This window comes from Puniceibacterium sediminis, from assembly GCF_900188035.1.
In the GTDB taxonomy this organism is placed as follows: Bacteria; Pseudomonadota; Alphaproteobacteria; order Rhodobacterales; family Rhodobacteraceae; genus Puniceibacterium; species Puniceibacterium sediminis.
This window is the reverse complement of record NZ_FZNN01000024.1, coordinates 1-18,921: the sequence shown is the minus strand read 5'-3', so window position 1 is coordinate 18,921 and position 18,921 is coordinate 1. Positions and strand designations below refer to the sequence as shown.

General features: G+C 59.5%; 14 protein-coding genes and 4 pseudogenes. 6 read left to right on the top strand and 12 right to left on the bottom strand.

Annotated elements, in window-relative coordinates; all coding sequences use genetic code 11:
* Positions 1-50 precede the first annotated feature (50 nt).
* The 3 genes from istA to CHB75_RS22530 all read left to right on the top strand — a co-directional run bounded on the left by istA (position 51) and on the right by CHB75_RS22530 (position 2,746).
* Entirely contained in the window at positions 51-1,589 is a 1,539-nt protein-coding gene (istA, locus tag CHB75_RS18665) for an IS21 family transposase (RefSeq protein WP_089273299.1), read from the top strand.
* A complete protein-coding gene (istB, locus tag CHB75_RS18660; protein WP_089273297.1) occupies positions 1,586-2,338 on the top strand; it encodes an IS21-like element helper ATPase IstB in 753 nt (250 codons plus the stop codon). The genes istA and istB overlap by 4 nt, the downstream gene beginning before the upstream one ends.
* A 204-nt stretch (positions 2,339-2,542) precedes the next feature.
* A complete protein-coding gene (locus CHB75_RS22530; protein ID WP_089273295.1) occupies positions 2,543-2,746 on the top strand; it encodes a helix-turn-helix transcriptional regulator in 204 nt (67 codons plus the stop codon).
* On the opposite strand, the pseudogene CHB75_RS22165 reads toward CHB75_RS22530, so the two are convergent.
* From CHB75_RS22165 to CHB75_RS18625, 6 genes and pseudogenes are all read right to left on the bottom strand, one after another.
* Positions 2,679-3,305 (bottom strand): annotated as a pseudogene (locus CHB75_RS22165) (IS1634 family transposase); the annotation flags it as partial. The gene CHB75_RS22530 and the pseudogene CHB75_RS22165 sit on opposite strands and share 68 nt — an antisense overlap.
* A gap of 443 nt (positions 3,306-3,748) precedes the next feature.
* A complete protein-coding gene (locus CHB75_RS18645; RefSeq protein WP_176439202.1) occupies positions 3,749-5,902 on the bottom strand; it encodes an ATP-binding protein in 2,154 nt (717 codons plus the stop codon).
* A 791-nt stretch (positions 5,903-6,693) separates the two neighbouring features.
* On the bottom strand, positions 6,694-7,962 hold the full coding sequence (locus CHB75_RS18640; protein WP_089273291.1) for an IS91 family transposase: 1,269 nt from the start codon (positions 7,960-7,962) through the stop codon (positions 6,694-6,696).
* Between the two features lie 12 nt (positions 7,963-7,974).
* Positions 7,975-8,862, bottom strand: coding sequence for a tyrosine-type recombinase/integrase (locus tag CHB75_RS18635; RefSeq protein WP_047993660.1), 888 nt, complete (start codon positions 8,860-8,862; stop codon positions 7,975-7,977).
* 168 nt (positions 8,863-9,030) lie between these two features.
* A pseudogene (locus CHB75_RS18630) lies at positions 9,031-9,289 on the bottom strand (diaminopimelate decarboxylase); the annotation flags it as partial.
* Between the two features lie 186 nt (positions 9,290-9,475).
* Complete coding sequence (locus CHB75_RS18625) at positions 9,476-10,000, bottom strand: VPLPA-CTERM sorting domain-containing protein (protein ID WP_089273289.1); 525 nt, start codon at positions 9,998-10,000, stop codon at positions 9,476-9,478.
* A gap of 822 nt (positions 10,001-10,822) precedes the next feature.
* Here CHB75_RS18625 and CHB75_RS22160 point away from each other — a divergent pair.
* Entirely contained in the window at positions 10,823-11,014 is a 192-nt protein-coding gene (locus tag CHB75_RS22160; protein WP_245841067.1) for a hypothetical protein, read from the top strand.
* A gap of 383 nt (positions 11,015-11,397) precedes the next feature.
* Here the strand turns inward: CHB75_RS22160 and CHB75_RS18615 are convergent, their stop codons facing one another.
* The 5 genes and pseudogenes from CHB75_RS18615 to CHB75_RS18590 all read right to left on the bottom strand — a co-directional run bounded on the left by CHB75_RS18615 (position 11,398) and on the right by CHB75_RS18590 (position 16,646).
* Positions 11,398-13,587: a xanthine dehydrogenase family protein molybdopterin-binding subunit gene (locus tag CHB75_RS18615; RefSeq protein ID WP_089273287.1), complete on the bottom strand. Its 2,190-nt coding sequence runs from the start codon at positions 13,585-13,587 to the stop codon at positions 11,398-11,400.
* On the bottom strand, positions 13,584-14,594 hold the full coding sequence (locus CHB75_RS18610) for an FAD binding domain-containing protein (RefSeq protein ID WP_089273285.1): 1,011 nt from the start codon (positions 14,592-14,594) through the stop codon (positions 13,584-13,586). Before CHB75_RS18610 ends, CHB75_RS18615 begins: the two co-directional genes overlap by 4 nt.
* Positions 14,591-15,094, bottom strand: a complete 504-nt coding sequence (locus tag CHB75_RS18605; RefSeq protein ID WP_089273283.1) for a (2Fe-2S)-binding protein — start codon at positions 15,092-15,094, stop codon at positions 14,591-14,593. The genes CHB75_RS18610 and CHB75_RS18605 overlap by 4 nt, the downstream gene beginning before the upstream one ends.
* Before the next feature lie 731 nt (positions 15,095-15,825).
* Positions 15,826-15,957 (bottom strand): annotated as a pseudogene (locus CHB75_RS21460) (IS5/IS1182 family transposase); the annotation flags it as partial.
* A gap of 167 nt (positions 15,958-16,124) precedes the next feature.
* On the bottom strand, positions 16,125-16,646 hold the full coding sequence (locus CHB75_RS18590; protein ID WP_176439201.1) for a DUF3280 domain-containing protein: 522 nt from the start codon (positions 16,644-16,646) through the stop codon (positions 16,125-16,127).
* Between the two features lie 87 nt (positions 16,647-16,733).
* Between CHB75_RS18590 and CHB75_RS18585 the strand changes: the two genes are divergently transcribed.
* Positions 16,734-17,747 (top strand): AraC family transcriptional regulator, encoded by a 1,014-nt coding sequence (locus CHB75_RS18585; RefSeq protein ID WP_089273277.1) that lies wholly within the window; start codon positions 16,734-16,736, stop codon positions 17,745-17,747.
* On the opposite strand, the pseudogene CHB75_RS18580 reads toward CHB75_RS18585, so the two are convergent.
* Positions 17,734-17,947 (bottom strand): annotated as a pseudogene (locus CHB75_RS18580) (transposase); the annotation flags it as partial. The gene CHB75_RS18585 and the pseudogene CHB75_RS18580 overlap by 14 nt on opposite strands.
* 115 nt (positions 17,948-18,062) lie before the next feature.
* Between CHB75_RS18580 and CHB75_RS18575 the strand changes: the two are divergent.
* Entirely contained in the window at positions 18,063-18,650 is a 588-nt protein-coding gene (locus tag CHB75_RS18575; RefSeq protein WP_089273273.1) for a flavin reductase family protein, read from the top strand.
* The last annotated feature ends 271 nt before the right edge of the window (positions 18,651-18,921 follow it).

Genomic DNA, 18,921 nt, shown 5'->3' with positions numbered 1-18,921 from the left:
TCAAAATTCCGCATTCTGACACCTGATGCTGATGAGCGGAGGGTGGGGAGATGTATTCTGTGGACTTATACAACCGTGTCCGTCGGGCGTGCCATGTTGATGGTATGAGCAAGAGTGCAGCTGGTCGTCTTTTTGGGATCGACCGCAAAACGGTGGCAAAGATCCTGCTGCATTCCGTTCCCCCGGGATATCGGCGAACTGCTTTGCCTGTCCGCCCGAAGCTTGATCCGTTCATTCCGATTATCGATCAGATCCTGGAAGACGACAAACGGGTCATCAAGAAGCAGCGGCATACGGCCAAGCGCATCCATGCCCGGCTGCGGGACGAGCATGGCTTCACCGGGGGGATCACGATCATCACGGATTATGTCCGCGAGAAGCAACGCCGATCAAAGGAAGTGTTCGTCCCACTGTCGCACGCGCCCGGTCACGCGCAGGTGGATTTTGGCGAGACGCTTGGTGTGATTGACGGGTTCGAGTGCAAGCTGCACTATTTTGCGATGGCGTTGCCGCATTCGGACGCGTTCTTCATCAAAGCCTATCCTGCCGAGACCACCGAAGCGTTCTGCGACGGGCATGTCTCAGCCTTTGCGTTCTTCGGCGGGGTGCCGTTGTCGATCCTGTATGACAACACCACGATCGCGGTGGCGAAGATCTGCGGCCCCTCTCGGGCATGTAAGGACATGCCCTGCCAGGCAATGGATGGAAAGCGGGAGCGAACCAGGATCTTTTCCGAGTTGCAGTCGCATTACCTGTTCGAGGACAAGTTCGGTCGGCCGGGAAAGGGCAACGACAAAGGCAATGTCGAAGGCGTAATCGGCTACGGGCGACGGAACTTTCTCGTGCCTGCGCCCCGGTTCGACAGCTTCGATGATCTCAACGCCTGGTTGGAAGAACAATGCCTGGGGCGCCAGGACGATACTGTGCGTGGCCACACCGAGCCAATCGGCGAGCGCCTTATGCGCGACCTGGATGCGCTGATGGCACTGCCGCCCACGCCCTATGATGCCTGCGAGAAGGTCAGCACGCGGGCGACGTCGATCTCGATGGTCCGCTACCGCAACAACGATTATTCCGTTCCGGTGGCCTATGCGCACCACGAGGTTCAGGTCCGGGGCTACGTCCATGAGGTGGTCATCGGCTGCGGCGCAGAGGTGATCGCCCGCCACCGCCGGTCCTACGAGAAGGCTGACATGGTCTTCGATCCGATGCACTACCTGCCTCTGCTGGAGCAAAAGGTCGGGGCATTGGATCAGGCCGCCCCACTCAAAGGCTGGGACCTGCCCACCGAGTTCGCCACCCTGCACCGGTTGCTGGAAGCGCGGATGGGCAAGAAGGGCAAACGCGAGTACGTGCAGGTTCTGCGCCTGCTGGAGACCTTCGAGATGGCCCATGTCCATGGCGCCATCAAGTACGCTCTCGGCCACGGCACCATCGGCTACGATGCGGTCAAGCATCTCGTGCTGTGCCGGATCGAGAAGCGCCCACCGCGGCTTGATCTCGACATCTATCCCTACCTGCCCAAGGCACAGGTCGAGACGACGGACCCGGCCAGCTACAAGGTGCTGATGTCCGGAGCCGCGGCATGACCGATACCCCGCAGGTCCTGCTGCAGCATCATCTCAAGAAGCTGCGCCTGCCGACCTTCAACAGCGAGTACGACAAGCAGGCCCGACAATGCGCGGCGGAGAACAAGGACCATGTCCACTACCTGCTGCGGCTCTGTGAACTGGAGTTGATCGAGCGCGAACGCCGGATGATCGAACGCCGGATCAAGGACGCCAAGTTCCCGGCAACCAAGAGCTTGGACAGCTTCGACTTCAAGGTGATTGCGTCACTGAACAAGACCCTGACCATGGAACTGGCCCGCTGCGCCTTCGTGGACCGGCGCGAGAACGTCATCGCCCTGGGCCCGAGTGGCACCGGTAAGACGCATGTCGCCCTGGGGCTCGGACTGGCGGCTTGCCAGAGAGGCCAGAAAGTCCGATTCACAACCGCCGCTGCCCTGGTCCATGAACTGATCGAAGCTGCCGACGAACGGCGCCTGCAGCGTCTGCAAAAGCTGCTGGTCAGCCAGGACCTTCTGATCATCGACGAACTTGGCTTCGTTCCTCTCAGCAAAACCGGCGCTGAGTTGCTCTTCGAGGTAATCTCCCAACGCTACGAGCGTGGCTCCATCGTCATCACCTCCAACCTGCCATTCGATGAATGGACCGAGGTCTTCGGCTCAGAGCGCCTCACGGGCGCAATTCTGGACCGCCTGACCCATCACGTACATATCCTCGAAATGAACGGCGAAAGCTTCCGGTTGCGCGAAAGCCGTAAAGCCCAAATCTGAAATCCATAAACCCTGGATCAAAAGGGCGCGCCTGCGGCCAGCGCGCCTTGGCACGCGTCAGCTATCTGGAGAGCACGCGCGCCAAGGCGCGGCTAACTCCCAACCAAACTGTCCAATTTTACACCGGGAACTTGGCCGATTTTGCTCCGGGATTGACACTGATCGACATCATTTCTTCTTCAGTTCACCAACTGGAGAAGAAGAATGAACCACGAAGACAGCCCCCAAGACATCCTGTTGCCTATCAAAGCAGTTTGCGAAATCGTGGCCTGCTCTCGGGCAAGCATCTACCGCGACATCAAACGTGGCACATTTCCTCCGGCGCAGAAGCAGGGCGGTTCTCCTTGTTCAAGCCGAAGGCGCGCAGGTCTTCGCCCATATCCCCCTCGCCGTGGATGCGCACGGTAGTGAGGTCACAGAAGACGATGGCCAGATCACGATCGACCAATGGTCGGATCTGGCGGGCCAGGGCGACCTCGACGGCCTCGGCGTGATCCATCAGCGCATCCATGGCGCGCAGAAGATGCTGATGGGTGACGGTCTCGGGCATGGTCGGCATCGCGACCGTCTCCAGCCAGCGCAGGCAGCCCAGTTTGCTCGTGGGATCTCACAGGCGGTTGAACACCATGGCCCGGACCAGCGCCTCGGCGTCGATTTCCCGGCGTGAGGACCGCATTGCACGCTTCAGGGCCGTATCGATCCCAATGTCCCGCCAGAGTTTGTGGAGGGCGAAGACATCGCCGAAGCGAAGCCCGGGCTCCTGGATGACCTCCGACGACGTATTATGCGCCCGGCCGACGGCCCGGTTGAGCCCGTTGATCAGCGGATCAAGCTGTTCGTGCGTGATCTGGTCGAGGCGTCCAAAGTTGGCCACGACGCGCGTGCGGACCTTGCCGCTGTCATTTCGAAAGGACTCGACCAGTTGCAGGTATTGGCGGCCTCCGGTCTTGGAGATGCGCGTATACATTATGTGGCGACGTTACCACGCAAAAAGCCATTAATTCAATGCATCAAATACCTAACGCGTGTGATGACAAACGCCACTCAATTCTGCACGCACTCTCGCACTAACCCTTTGAAAAGTAGTAACCCGAAGTCCGCAAGCTGCTCAAATCAGCGTCCGAACTGTCGAAGTTGGGTGAACCGGATCGCTGTGTCATACGCACGGTAACGACCGACTGCTCTGGGCTGACTGCGGACCTGGTGCAAGCGGCAGGAACGCGCAGGAAGCGGTCGCTGCAAAGTTGCTACCCGTGATCGCCCTTGGTTACGCGGCCGGTCGCTTGCTTGGCGGGTGCATCAGTACAATTTTGCCAGTGCGGAAGTTGGTTGGCTGCACAGCAATATAGCTGCCTGGACAGGCACAGAGTTTAACCGCTTGTCGACGCGTCATGCGCGGTCTCACGTGGATCACGTCCCCGCCTGAGTTCTCGGAGTTTCGAGAACTTGCGCAATCGCTGCAAGCAGATCCTTGCGCATAACCGGCTTGATCAGGCGGATATCTTCCGGCGGAATGCCGTTGCCATTACCCGCCGCTTCGGATGGATAACCGGACATGAAGATCACGGGTAGCGTGCCGTCGATCTCTCGGATCTTTTTCGACAGATCCGTACCCTGCAGCTGTCCAGGCATCATGATGTCGGTCAACAGCAAGTCGAAATTCGGGTCGGCTTCGAAAATGGCTTTTGCCTTGTCCCCCGACTCTGCGCAGGTCACCGCAAATCCCGCTGCCTTCAACATCCGCGCCAGGACAGACAGGACCTCTTCTTCGTCCTCGACAAGCAAGATCCGTTCTCCGGAAACCTTCCGTGAACCCTTTTCAGACCGGACTGGCACCTCGATTTCTGGTTCGTCTGTCAAGGCGGGGAAATACAGTTTGCATGTTGTGCCCACGCCGAGTTCAGAAAAAACTTGGACCATGCCTCGGGACTGACGCATGAATCCCTGGACCATCGCCAACCCCAGCCCCGAACCCTCGCCCGTCGGTTTGGTCGTGAAAAATGGCTCGAAAATCTTTTTGAGGTTATCGTCGGCAATTCCGGTCCCGGTGTCCGTTATCGCCACCATGACATAGGGGCCGTGTTCCACGTCCTCATTGTTGCTTTCCAGACAGCTCTCATCGATCCACCTGTTCGCAGTCTCAAACGTCAGCTGGCCGCCTTGGGGCATCGCATCTCGCGCGTTCAGGATCATGTTGAGGAGCGCGTTTTCCGTCGCCGCCGGATCCGCCATCACGTTCCACAAACCCTCCATCAAGGACATCTTGAGCTCGATATTCTTCGGTAATGTGCGTCCCGTCCATTTACGGGTCTCACCCACAAGCTTATTCAGATCAACGATTTCTGATTTCAGCGGGGCCTGCCGGGCATAGCTCAGCAAACTACGCGTCAGGTTTGCCCCCCGCAGCGTGGCGTCGATGCAGGGCTGAAGAAGCTGCTTTCGGGTTTCGTCGTCCGTTTCCTCCTGAAGTATCTCGAGGTTGCCCAGTATAACCGCCAGAAGGTTGTTGAAATCATGCGCCACGCCACCGGTAAATTGTCCGATGGTTTCCAGTCTTTGCGACGCGGCCAGTTGAGCTTGCAGATCTTCGCGCTGTTTTTGGTTTGCCAGACGTTTCGAAATGTCAGTCATGTTGGCCCGAACCAGCTTCTGCTCGAACGGGGGAATCCGAGAAAGGGAAATCTCGCAGTGAATTTCTTCGTCCTTGGCGTTCAGCACCACCAACTCAAAGGTCGGATGGCCCCCGGCCAGTGCTTCTGCGAATTTTCTCTTGAATACCTCGACGCTGGATTCTCCAGAAGGCTGCCTCTCGGGACTCCGGGCACCCATCTTTGGGGCATTCTCCAGATCATCGCGCGCTATGCCAAAGAGCTCTTCGGCGCGGGCATTTGCGGCCGCGATCTGTTCGGTTTCCAAGTCGAATATCATTATTGCATCGGGAGAGAATTCGACCATTGCCTCGAATTGCCTGTTCTTCTTCTCGGATTCGGTGTCCGTCTCCCTCCAATATGCGCTTAGGTTGAAAATCAACGTGGTGACAATCAGGCTGCATACGACCATGGCCCAAACTGCGACGATCCAGCTGCGCGGATCGCGGTTCCAGTCAGCAAGAGTGGTGTCCGGAGAAGATACCTGCCCGGAAACGAACAGATAGGCGAAAAACGTCATGGCCGCGAGCAACAACGCGAATACAAGGAGCGACGTTTTGCGGCTGAACAGCGCTGCGCAAATCGCCAAAATGAACGGTAGGGCCCCGACGCCAGAGGAAGCCAGACCCAAGTTGAAAATTCCCAGTGAGATGGCGGAAAAATATCCAGCGATCAAAAGAAAACCGCGAAGATTCAGATGCTTGTCTGCACGCAAAATGATCGATGGCAGCACGCACATTCCGAACAGGAGTGCGGCCACTACGATGTAAACCAGCCCGACTTGGGACAGCCGAAGGGCGGAAAGCAAAACACCGAGCATCGAAATGAACGCGAGAAAGTCCAATACCCGATGCAGGGTTTTTCGCATTCCAGCGCTGTATGTCGCGGTGTTTTGATAGATGCTCTCGCGTACCATAGCATTCCCAGAATATATGTGAAAACCAAAGCATATAGATTGCCTTGAGACATTGTTATCAGGTGTTTGCATATGTGACGATGCCTCTGCGCCTTTCTCGGCGCAAGCGTCGTTTCAGAAACATCCTAGCCGCTGGCCGATCTGAACTTTGGCATCGCCAAGAACTGTGCAACAATACAGGCCGGAGCGGATGTGCCGCACAATACCTACGGCGGTAATTTGATCCTGTTGGTGGGCGAAAAAATTCGACGCTGGATGCGAACGACGCTGTATATTCAAAGATTTTGAAATAAATTTCAGCGCGGGTGTTTTCCAGTCTCTTACGGATGTCGATTTTCTTCCGCCGTTCCGTAGTCTGGCTCCACAATCGCCTTTCATGCCATGCAATGTCCGCTCTTCGTTTCCGGCCTGTTTCGCTTGCGCCCGCAGAAAAAGTCCGGAATCCTGAAGGTTTTTCGATGTTTTTCGATGTGAGCCGCGGCGCGACGGTGGCGGCCATGAGATGGCGGCCCACGTTGACAAACCTCGGAAGGAGGAAGCCGCGGGGGGCTTGGATCACCCTATGGGGAAAGTGTGCTGGCGGTTGGGGGCACCGTTTGTATCAGGGGTGCGGCCGAGTTTGCACACGGCGCCTGAGACGGGCGCGGGTGCGTTCGATGCCCTCGTAACCGCTGAACGATTTGGCATGATTGCCATCGTGTTTCGCGCCAAAGGAAGATGGGCACAGCCTGTCATTCCCGGATCTGCAGGGTGCAGCCGGTGGCGTTCTGTGCCATCTGACAGGCGGTGTGTCATGCGGCTTGCTGCCTCGGAGGTGCCCGCGACATCGGTTTTTGCCCGCGGCGGAAGATCTCGATGATGCGCATGGGGCCGCCGCAACAGGGGCACGGTTCGCGCAGGGTGAGTGGGGTGATCTCGGCTTCGCGGCCTGACACGGTGGCCTGTTCCCGTCCTTGGAGGCAGAGCAAGGCGCGGATCTTTGTGATGTTGTCCTTGCGGGTCGAACTGGCCAGCAGGCCGTAGTGCCGGATGCGGTGGAAGCCCTCAGGGAGGACATGGATCAGGAAGCGACGGATGAACTCGGGCGTGGCCAGGCGCATGACCTTTTGGCGCCCTCTCGTGGTTGTGCTGCGCAAACCACTGCCGGGCAGTGGTGCGCCGGATTTGATGCGGTAATCCTTCCAGCTGAAGGCGACAGTTTGGGCATCGGCGCTGACCAGGCGGGCGTTCGAGATCGCGACGCGGTGGGTGTATCGGCTCAGATAGGCCAGAACTGCCTCAGGCCCTCCAAAGGGTGGTTTGGCGTAAACCACCCACTCGGCCTTCCGGAACGGGGCGAGCCAGGCCTTGAAGGCATCAGCTGCGGCCAACCCTTCGAGATCACCGAAGAAGGCCAGTTGCCCGGTCCGGTGCAGTTCCATGAGCCCGTCCAGAAACAGGCGCCTGAACAACCGCGACAGCACCCGCACATGAAGGAAGAAACCCGGTTTGCAGGCGACCCACTTCGCAGAGTCGGGCGACAGGCCGCCGCCCGGGACAATCATGTGGATGTGGGGATGATGCGTCAGCGCTGATCCCGTCGTGTCGAAGACGCGCCTCTGGCGCGATGTGTGCAGCACACTGGTCATACCGACCCGCGCGCCCATACGCTTGGGATCGACGGCGATGGTCGTCACCGTTTCCGCAGACGCCTTGAACAGTAGCCCGTAGACCGCCTTCTTGTTCCAGTAGGCGATCTGCGCAATCTCGGCGGGTATCGTGAAGACGACGTGGAAATACTCCACCGGCAGCAGGTCCTCGGCACGGGCCTCCATCCAGTCGCGCGCGGCCGGTCCCTGACACTTCGGGCAATGCCGGTTCTTGCAGGAATTGTAGGCGATATGGTGGTGGCCACACTTGGCGCAACCGGCCACATGCCCGCCGAGCGCTTCGGTCCGGCAGGCTTCAATCGCCGACATCACTTTGAGCTGGGAGAGGCTGACATGCCCGGCGTTGGCCTGCCGCCATGCAGGACCATAGCCGCGGAATATGTCAGCGATCTCCAGCTTGGGCCGGGGCACCGGCCCCTGGCGCTATTGCATCCCTCGTCGCAGGGTCTCGTCCTGCAACAGCTTCATCTGCTCGAAAGGGCTGACAGTGCTGCGGATGGTCTTTGTCGCCACATGGGCATACCGTGCTGTGGTCGTCAGCTTGGAGTGGCCAAGCAACACCTGGATCACCCGCACGTCCGTGTTGGCTTCCAGCAGGTGTGTGGCAAAGCTGTGCCGCAATGTGTGCAGCGTGGCGGCCTTCTGGATACCTGCCATGTGCTTGGCCGAGGTGAATGCACGGTTCAGTTGTCGGGGCGACAGCGGGCTGATCTTTGGCTTGCCGGGGAACAACCACCCCTCGGGGCGCGACTCGCGCCAATAGTCGCGCAACAGATCCAGCAGGCTCGGCGACAACATGGCCTTTCGATCACGCCCGCCCTTGCCGTCATCGACATGGATCAGCATCCGATCGCTGTCGATATCTTTGACCTTGAGGTTGCAGACTTCGGATGCACGCAGCCCGGCACCGTAACTGATGCCAAGAGCCGCCCGATATTTGAGCCCAGGGCCGGGCACGGCGGCCATCAAATCAGCCACCTCCTCGACACTCAGGACAATCGGCAATTTGCGGGGCTTGCGATGAAACTGCATGAAGCGCTTCATCTCATCACGCCCGCAAGTGATCCCGAAGAAGAACCGCAGGGAAATGATGCGCACGTTGAAGGTGCTGGCTGACACGCCGTCCTGTGTCATCTTGAGTTGATAGGCGCGCAGATCTTCAGGGGTGGCTGTATCGGGCGGCCGCCCGAGGAATGACGCGAAATGCTTCACATTCCGGATGTGCGCTTTTTGCGTCTTCTCGCACAGCCCCCGAATATCCATATCTTCGATCATCCGCTGACGCAGCGGGGTGGCCTTCTCCTCCTTCATGGGAACCTCCTGTCTGACGGTGGGAAAGACCCCAATCGTCAGCCCAGACCGGCATGCCACAAAGAAAAACCATGAAATATCTGCCGACCTTGCGATCAGGCGCCGATGCCGCGGAGCGGCTTAGTCCATCCGCCCTTCGTGTCTGCTGCTGCGGCCGCACCTAAACGCATAATCGCCACCCGAGACCACATCCATGCCCGCGCCAAGATCACCGAGAGTCCGCAGGATCGCCTGATTGGAAGCCGCCTTCGTGGCGTAGCAGACCAGATGCGGCATCCCCTCCAGCGCATCGTCGAAGAGCCGGAAACGGCGGGTCAGCGTGGCGGTCGAGTAGACGTAAAAGGGCGTTACCCACCGTGGCCGCGATCTCGGCCAGGGGGACGTCCTCGGCGTGCAGGCTGCCGATCTTGTAGAGGAAATGATCCAGCGCGCGCTTCAGTTGCCCCGGGATCGGGATCCCATAGCAAAGCGACCGGCCGCGTCAGTCAATCAGTTCGCAAGAGCTGGTATTCCTGGGAAAGCTCCCGGCAGGACGGGGGTCGAAGAACACCCCGATCAAACGCGCGAAAGGCGGCCGATTCAGCCGTCTTCCATTGCTGTCTTTCTGCGGGGGTCAGCGCCGCTTCTTGCGAAACATCCCAAACCCGGCGAGCCCAGCGAGCGCCAGCGGTAGAGACGCCGGAAGGGGAACAGCCGACGGCGGGATGGTTACGAAGCGGCCTTGAAAGTATACTTCAGCTGGAAGAAAGGTATCGGTGTAGCTGATGGTCACACTGTCATCGGTAAACGAGGCGGTCGCGTCGCTGAAGCTTTGCACGATCACGAAATCCGTCAGCGGCAACCCGTCTACAAAGTCCAGATCAGTCAATGTCCAGACCACGGTGTCACCGCCACAGTTGAGGCCGCAATAGAACCCCCCCGAGCGGATCGTGAAGAGATCGCCATCCGGACCCGCGTTGAAATCAAAGTACTGACTGCTGACGCTACCGTCCTCGCCGGGCCCGACAGTCCGAGTATAACTGCCCCAGCTGAACGAGGCGAACAGGCTTACGTTCACAGTGTCGCCAGCAAGTGTCGCTGCAGCCGCGGGCAGGGCCAAGGCTTGTGAAGCGACAAAGGCCGCCAATAATTTCCACATCTCCCAACTCCATTTTAGAAAAATCTTATATAAACTAATGGTCGGACAATAAGTGAGCCGACCTTTTTTGTCCCGACATTTCCCAAGTGGCCTGACGTTTGGTGCCAAACTCGCCTGACGCGGCCTGCAGATCAAGCATTTTGTGCTTCCGATGGCCGCAGCTGTCGCGTATCTGCGCTTGTCGCCGCCAGTGCAGCCTGCAGTATCCCAGTGCAGCCTGCCGCATCAAAGGATGCAGCATCGGTTCGCTGCGCGTCGGCTTCCGGGAAAACGGCCTCGGAATCTCGCGCCTGCAGCAGAGCGCTCCCTGCCCCTGGCATGAATTTCGCGAAAGGGCTGGAGTCGGGTCATGATAGATCCCGGATTGATGGACAGTTCTGAGCCTTCCATGATGCGGACCTGCATGCAGAGACCGAGACCGTCCTCCCACCTGCCCGCGACAACTCCAAGGTTCGGTGCCATTGCACGACCCGCACCCGGAATGCCCCCAGAGACATCCTCCGATCTAAGTTAGGGCCTTCTGTCCACAAGCCCACGACCCGATCAAGGACCCCGGCGCGCCTTCTATCATCACAGTACAAGCAACATGATGAAGAGGTACGACATGACTGACAGCCCTACCGCCCACCTGATGGCAGAGGCCATCGACGCCAGCGGCAAGACACAAACCGAGATTGCCAATTAAGTCGGGTTCGAGCGATCAAATGTGATCTCCATGCTCAAGCCCGGCGTGATGCGCATGCCGATCCAGCGGATCCCGGCCTTTTCCAGGGCCCGGGAATTGACCCGCTGATACTGACCCGCGTGGCGATGAGGCTATACATGCCAGAAACGTGGAACACGATTTCCAGGACGGTTGAGCCAGTGCCCGAGGCACAGATCAACATACGTGGGCCTCAACCTGCCGTCGACCGGTTCAAGCGGCTTTGCGGTGGCAAGCGCCGGACCTATTTCAAACCCCTTGAGCGGATGATGGAGGTCTCGGAGGCAAGGTTCGATCAGCTGATCGAATAACAGCGGGACTGAAGGCGGGGCGAGAACGGGGCGCGCGCGCCCATGCCCCCGCAGAGCCCCAAAATTTGCCTTCTGAGTTGCATCTAACGGTTTTGACGCACCCCCTGTCTCTGGCACATCACCCCTCTTGGCGCGTTTCAACGGGCAAGTCAGGACGCGGGCGCGATGGAGTGCCTGCGTCATTTGCACGATTAACGGATCGACGACGAAACGCCTGCAGGGGCGTCCGGAACAGTATCTAAGCCCTCACGCCCTTCTAGATTAAAGTGCGACGTGAGAGCGTCAAATTTTGCGCGAGCGCACGATCCTTAACCTCACTGCCCCCAGAATGTGGACGATGTCGAAATGATATCTTCCACGTTTCATCGGGAGCCTGAACCGGTTCAGATCTCGACTTCCATCGCAGCGATCACGCGGTCTGGCAGCGCCGGGAAATCGTAGACCCGGTGCCCCGTTGCATGAGCGATGGCATTAAGAACAGCGGCCCCCGCGCCGGATATGCCCAGCTCACCAATGCCCTTGGTCTGGATCGGATTTGCCCAGTCATCGCGCTCCTCCAGAAACAGCACCTGCATGTCACCCGGAACATCAGCGTGGGACGGGACGTGGTAGTTTGCAAGGTCACGGGTCACCACGTGGCCATCACGCTGGTCGTTCTGCATCTCTTCCGTCAGGGCTGCGCCGATACCCCAGATCATCCCGCCAAGCGCCTGACTGCGGGCTGTCTTTTCATTGAGGATGCGGCCCATCGACATCACACTCAACATGCGGCGCACGCGAACTTCTCCTGTCCATTCGTTGACTGCGACCTCAGCGAAATGGGCCCCGAAACCAGATGAAAAGTGGCTCTCGGCGGTCTTTCCCGCTTTGATCGTGGCTTCCGCCTCCAATTCTTCCTGCACGAGGTCCGCAAGAGCCATGTCGCGATTAAGGCCCCGGGCGCGACCACCCTGCAGCGTGAGATCATCTTCGGCGCAGCCCAGAAGATCTGCAATCCGGCGTCGGATCTTGCGCGCGGCCAGGAAGGTCGATGAGCCTGCAGAATTCGCACCGAAGGATCCGCCGGAACCCGATGCGCCGGGCAGATCGGAATCCCCCAGACGTACCTCTACACGTTCGGGTGAGAGGCCCAGCATTTCAGCCGTGATCTGCGCCAGAATGGCATAGGTCCCTGTGCCGATGTCCGTCATGTCGGTTTCGACCACAGCCCGGTCGCCGGTCAGGCGCACGCGAGATGCGGATTTCACCAGCATGCTGGACCGGGCCGCCGAGGCCATGCCCATGCCGATCATCCAGTCGCCCTCACGTCGCATACCCGCAGCGCCACGCTGTGCCCAGCCAAAGTTCTCTGCGCCTTCGCGCAGACAATCGGCGAGCCGACGGGTGCTATACTCTCGCCCATCCATCGGGTGCTTGTCGGGCAGGTTCTTTAGGCGCAATTCTACGGGGTCCATCCCCAGACGCTCCGCCAACTCATCCATTGCCGCTTCGAGTCCGAGCATTCCCACCGCTTCCCCGGGTGCGCGCACGGACCCGGCCGGGGTTGCTGCGATCCGCGCAACGGTCTGCGTGAAGCTTAGCCCATCAGCGCCGTAAAGGAACTGCGAGGCTTGCGACACGGGTTCGGAAAACCCTTCACCATCAAGATTGGACACTGTGTCATCATGGGAAATCGCGGTAATTCTGCCGTCCTGCGTCGCTCCCAGTCGCACTCGCTGAGCAGTTTCCGAGCGACGGAGCACGCAATCGAAAACGTTCTGCCGCGTCATCACCACCCGCACCGGACGGCCCAGCCTCTGGGATGCGATGGCGGCGGCGACGGCTTCAGGGCCAAGTCCCAGCTTGGATCCGAAGCCACCTCCCACGAAGGGTGCCAGAATGCGCACCTGCGAGGGGTCGATCCCCAGCGTGTCGGCAAGTTCCTTCTTATTGAAGCGGATCATCTGGAGTGAACTGTGCACAGTGACGGAGTTGTCCTTCCATTCGGCGATCGCCGCGTGGGGCTCCATTGCGGCGGCGGCCTGCGATGGTGTGGTGAAGTTCAGATCAACCTTCACCTCAGCCGCCTGCCAAGCCGCGTCGAAGTCGCCAGCCGTTTCAGGGTCATCCGTCTCACTTGCGGACGTCCCCTCTGGGGTGACGGAAGCCTCTTCCGTCTCGTAGTGAACAGTCAGGCGTTGGGCGGCATCACGTGCCGCTTCAAAGCTTTCGGCCACCACCAGCGCGATGGGCTGGCCGTGATAGTGGACTGCGTCGCCGGGCTGTACTGGCGCTTCTCCCGCCATGCCCTGCGCTGGGTTGCGGATCATGCGCGGGTCGGTGATGACGTCGATCACGCCATCGATCGACATGACACTGGCGAGATCCATACCGGTGACCCTGCCGCGCGAAATGGTCGACCGTACCAGCACGCCATGTGCCACGCCCTCCGTCACGGCGTCTGCCGTATAGCACGCCTGACCGGACACCTTGCGCGGGCCATCGGGGCGATTCATCGGCGTGCCAATCACGCCCTGCCCTGTCTGATCCAGCAGGCGGGGCTGTGGGCTATCCATGGTGAAAGTGTCGCTCATGACTGCGTCCTCGCGATGTCAGTACCTGAAGTGTCGGCCAACCCGGTCAACTGGCGCAGAGTGGCGATGAAGGTCCGGCGCAACAACCTGCGCTTGTACTCGGTGTCGGGGTGTGGCGCCCTGTCCGGGACGAGAGCGTCGGCTACCCTTGCGAACAGCGCATCTGAGGCTTTCTGGCCTTCCAGCATTTTCGCCACAGCCCCGTCCGTCCAGGGATGGGGCGCGACGCTGCCATAGGCTAGGTGCGCGCGGCTGATCATATCACCCTCCATTTGGATAGACCCGGCGACAGAGACGAGCGCAAAAGCATAGGACGCCCGGTCGCGCACCTTGCGGTAGCCTTGCCGACTGCCAACCAGCGGCGCAGGCAGGATCACCGCCGTTATGAGATCACCCGCCTCCAGCACGGTGTCGCGGTCGGGTCGGTCGCTTGGCGCATGATAGAGTTGCTGTACGGGAATGCGGCGCAGATCGCCGTGCGGTGTGCGGATCTCAACCTCGGCCCGTAGCGCGGTCAACGCGACGGCCATGTCGGACGGGTGCGCCGCAAGGCAGTGTTCGGATGTGCCGAACAGCGCGAGCATCCGCCCCTCGCCACCTTTGGCGGCGCAGCCGTCACCCGGCCTGCGCTTGTTGCAGGGCTGCGAAGTGTCGTAGAAATACGGGCATCGCGTGCGCTGGAGCAGGTTGCCGCCGGTGGTCGCCTTGTTGCGGATCTGCGCAGATGCCCCGGCGAGGATCGCGCGCGATAGAAGTGGCCAGCCCGCCCTTACGCGCGCGTCCTGTGCCAGCGCGGTGTTCGTCACAAGCGCACCGATGCGCAGCCCGTCGCCTTCGGTCGTGATGTCCGACAGGCCATCTATCCGGGTGATATCGACAAGCGTTTCGGGGGCCATCACCTGGATCTTCATCAGGTCTAGCAGATTGGTCCCGCCTGCGATGATCTGACCGGAGACAAGCGCAGCATCATCAGGGGCCGTCGCGCGAACATAGTCAAACGGTCTCATTCCTTGACCTCCGCTGCCATGGCAATGGCTTCGCGGATCAACGGATAGGCAGAGCAGCGGCAGAGATTACCGGACATTCGCTCTGCCATCTCGCCATCGCTCAACTTCGGGGCATCGAGGTCATCGCTCACATAAGACGGCGAGCCCTCTGCAATCTCTTTCAGCATCGCCGTCGCAGACATGATCTGACCGGGCGTGCAATAACCGCACTGAAATCCGTCCCTCTCGACAAACGCCCGCTGCAGCGCCGACAACCGTTCAGGCGCTCCAATCCCTTCGATGGTGGTGATCTCATCCCCGTCGTGCATCGCGGTCAGGCAAAGGCAGGAATTCACGCGCTCCCCGTTCAGCAGAACAGTGCATGCGCCGCACTGGCCGTGATCGCAGCCCTTCTTTGTACCCGTAAGTCCAAGATCATCGCGCAGAGTATCGAGCAGCGTGCGTCGCGGGTCATGCCCCACCTCGTGCTGCGTGCCGTTTACGGTGAGGGTGGTTTTCATTGCTGCCTCCTGAGCCTGTATGGCGTCCCCGGCGATACTGAACTGCCGCTGTGCCATCCGCTGAACAACGGATGGTCCCGCGAAAGGGTTCCAAGGAAGACGTTCAGGAACTGTCACGGAAACGCCAACAGCCGGATCTGGCAGGAAAAAGAAGCTATCATCTCGGCTTGCGCAGACAGTGGCACCGAACCGCGTGTCGGCATGTCTCGTCGTCGCTCAGCCCAGCAGCTTATCCTTGCGCGCACCGTGATCGTACGTCCGTTCCGGGCAGGGAAAGGTCAATCATGAACCTTGGTTTGGATGGCAGATCCGGGCCTTCCTCGTTGAGTAGATCCTTGCGGACATCGATGCCAATCTTGCCCCGCATCGCCTCCAAGGTTCGGCACGCTGCCGCGGCCAGCAGCCGGAATGCCCCCATGAACATCCCTCGATCTGCTCCAGGACTTCATGACCCCAGCCCACGACCCAATCAAAGGTTCCTGCCCACCTCCTACAATCTCTTCACAAGCAACATAATGAAGGAATTCGGAAAATGATCGAGGACCAGCGGGACTGATAACGGCGCGAATGGGCGGCGTGATACCATGCCCCCGCAGAGCCCGCGAATTTTCCGCTGAGTGGTGTCCCGGGGTTTTGACGACTCCACCCTACCTCTGGAAAGTCGTCGCTCCCGGGGCTATTTAAGGGGCTGGGACTAACAGGACCAAAAGCATGGCGCGGGAGCGAATGTGGTCAGAGGTTACGGTGCAGATCCCCTCGTCCTGCGGGTTCTGGTCGCGTAATTCCGGCAGGACCGGGCTGTCGCCGTCGCGGCTGGCGGTGAACTCGACGGCGCGGATATCGGACGTGGCTGTCTCCATCGCCGAGAAACTTGATCCCGGCGCTGATCCGCTGCCCGGCATTAACGCCGTGCCGGGCAGCTATTCCGGCCTCACACAGGAACTGCTCAATTCATGAGACAAGAGGGGACAGCAGGTTCAGCGGCCGTTAGCACGGCAATAGCGCCCTTTCGCTTCGTGACTGTCGGCGCTCAGTCGGCGTCCAGTTCAGCTGTTCCCGGAACCATACGGTTCTTCATCAACCATTCCAGCCCGCGCCGCCACGCCACATCAGTGTTGCCGCGGATATCCGTCTGGTACTGCGCCATGACGTCTCCGCTGCGCACATCACGCTCGCGGATGATGATTGTCTGAACCAGGACAGACAATTTCTGGACCGCTCCAGTGAAGGACCGCTCCGCGCCGAGTTTCGCTGCGATCTTTGCCTCGCAGGCATTGCAGCTGAATGGGTTGCCGTGCAGCGCCAGATCGTCCGCTGCCCCGGTCGTATCGACGAGCGAATAGCGGCCGCTTTTCTTCAGTAACGCCCGGAACTCTTCGGACAGCATGAGAGCACGTATTTTCTCCTCCTCATTGGTGGCCCCGTAGTCGACCTCTTGGCTGAAGTTGATGAACTCGATGTCGAAAACCGCGGCGGGCAGTTGCTCTGCCGACGCGGATGTTCCCAGCAAGGTGATGCAAGCCAGGCCCGAGACGAAACGTTTGAATGTCATGATGTGATCCTCCTCCCTGCGGAAACTAAAGCAGAGCCGCTTGCCGCGTTTGCCATTCCGTGCCAACATCTTTTCGGAGGAACGGGCATGGGCGGATACGTGAAAGCCAGCGCGCTCAGCCCGATACAGGGCTGTGTCGAGCGGTACGGCGGTCGTATAGACCGCGTTCTGCGCTCGGCAGACCTGCCTCTTCAGATCCTCGACCGGCCCGATCTGGCGCTGCCCCTGAAGGACCATTACGCGGTGCTGCAGGCTGCGGCAAAGGAGACAGGGCTCGCCCATTTCGGGGCAGAGATGGGCGCACTCGCCAAAATCACGATGCTCGGAAAATACGGCTCCGACAGCACGGCGGCCCCGACCCTAGGCGCCGCAGTCAATCGCCTGAATGCTACGCTGAACCAGATGATGCAGACAGATACCGATCTTGTGCTGTTCCGGCTGCATGACGGGGTCAAGTGGTCGATGGTCTTTCACACGCGGGGCGACACAGGGCGATGGCAGAACGAGCTTCTGGCGATCGGATATCAGCTTGATCTCTTACGCCACTTTCTGGGCCGCACCTGGCGTCCGAGATGCATCCATCTGAGGACGGCAAGCAGCGCAGAGGCCGCTGACATCGCGCAGATTTTTGGCTCACCGGTCCGAAAGAACAGCTTCGTTCCCGGCATTGAGTTCGACGGCCACCTTCTTGCGACGGGGAACACCACGGCGCACCATGGCACTGACACAACGGCACAGCAGGACAGGATGCCTGACCGCTCGAACATGCTGTCCGCTGTCCGCGCGGCGATCCGGATAGAACTGTTGCATGGTCGCCCTGTGATAGATCGCGTCTCTGCTCGCTTGCAGGTATCACGGCGCAGTTTGCAGCGTCAGCTGAGCGCAGAAGGAACGACCTACGGCCAGATCCTCGCCGACGCGCTATACCACGAAGCAAGATCCCTGCTCGCGGATGAGTGTTCCATCGGAGAAATTGCGGATCGCTTGGGCTACGCCGACCATGCGCATTTCACCCGCGCCTACCGGCGTTGGACAGGCTTTGCGCCACGCGAACACCGCGCGCTGGCGGCTTTGTATGACGTCAGACACCAGCTTTCATGAAGTCCTTCGACCACTTAATAGTAGATGCTTGGGGTGATGCCCTCACGGCGGCATAGCCCGGCAATGCTGTCTTCGCCACGCAGGCTGTCCAGGACGGACCGGATCTTCTGTTCAGATGAATACTGTTTGCGCGTGGCGCGTTTGATATCTTTGACGATCTTCGCGCTTGGGCTCTTGCGGGTTCCAGTTGCCCATCTCATCTTCCACTCCTCAGTGGTTAAGATGAACAAAGAACACTCTCTTATCAAATTGCCCTATTAGGACCCATAGGCGCTGACGTCAGACAGGGTTAACCCAGAAAAACGGAGAAGGGATATGGAAACGCTGCCGCTGAGCAAAGCATTCACTCTGATAGAGCCGGGGCCGGTTATCTTCATCACCACAAGTGACGGGGTTAAACAGAACATCATGACCATCACCTGGACCATGGTGATGGACTTTTCGGCCACCTTCGCCATTACCACCGGTCCCTGGAATTATTCCTATGCTGCGCTTCGAAACACGAAAGAATGCGTGATTTCAATCCCAACCGTGGACCTGATTGATACGGTCATAAAAGTGGGAACTTGTTCAGGCAAAGACACAGACAAATTTGAGGCATTCAACCTCACCCCCTGCAGGGCCAAGCATGTTCGTGCCCCGCTCATCACGGAATGCCTTGCAAATATTGAATGCCGGGTCATCGACATCATCGATAAACACAACATCTTCGTGCTGGAAGGCATAGCCGCCTATTTTGACAGCTCTCGAAAAGAGAAAAGGACCATCCACGCCGTTGGTGATGGCACCTTCATCATGGATGGGGACAGAATCGACCGACAAGAGATGATGCGCTCCAAGCTCCCAGACCGGATACAGCTTTCTCCAGACCTCCATCTGCCAGATCTTTGCACTTTGTTGTAGCTTCCGCCCGCGACCCTATGCCTCGTGACCTGCCCCCCGCCGGTCCTTCGTTCATAACGAGAGTCTGCTGGTTTCTGATCCGACCCCCAACGTTGGACCGCCCGAAGGCAGAGTTTCCCGGCTTCGTGATCCGACCCCCAACGTTGGACCGCCCGAAGGCAGAGTTTCCCGGCTTCTGATCCGACCCCCAACGTTGGACCGCCCGAAGGCAGAGTTTCCCGGCTTCGATCAGGGTGACAGGCTGGTAATGTCCCCCGATTTCGTCAGCGTG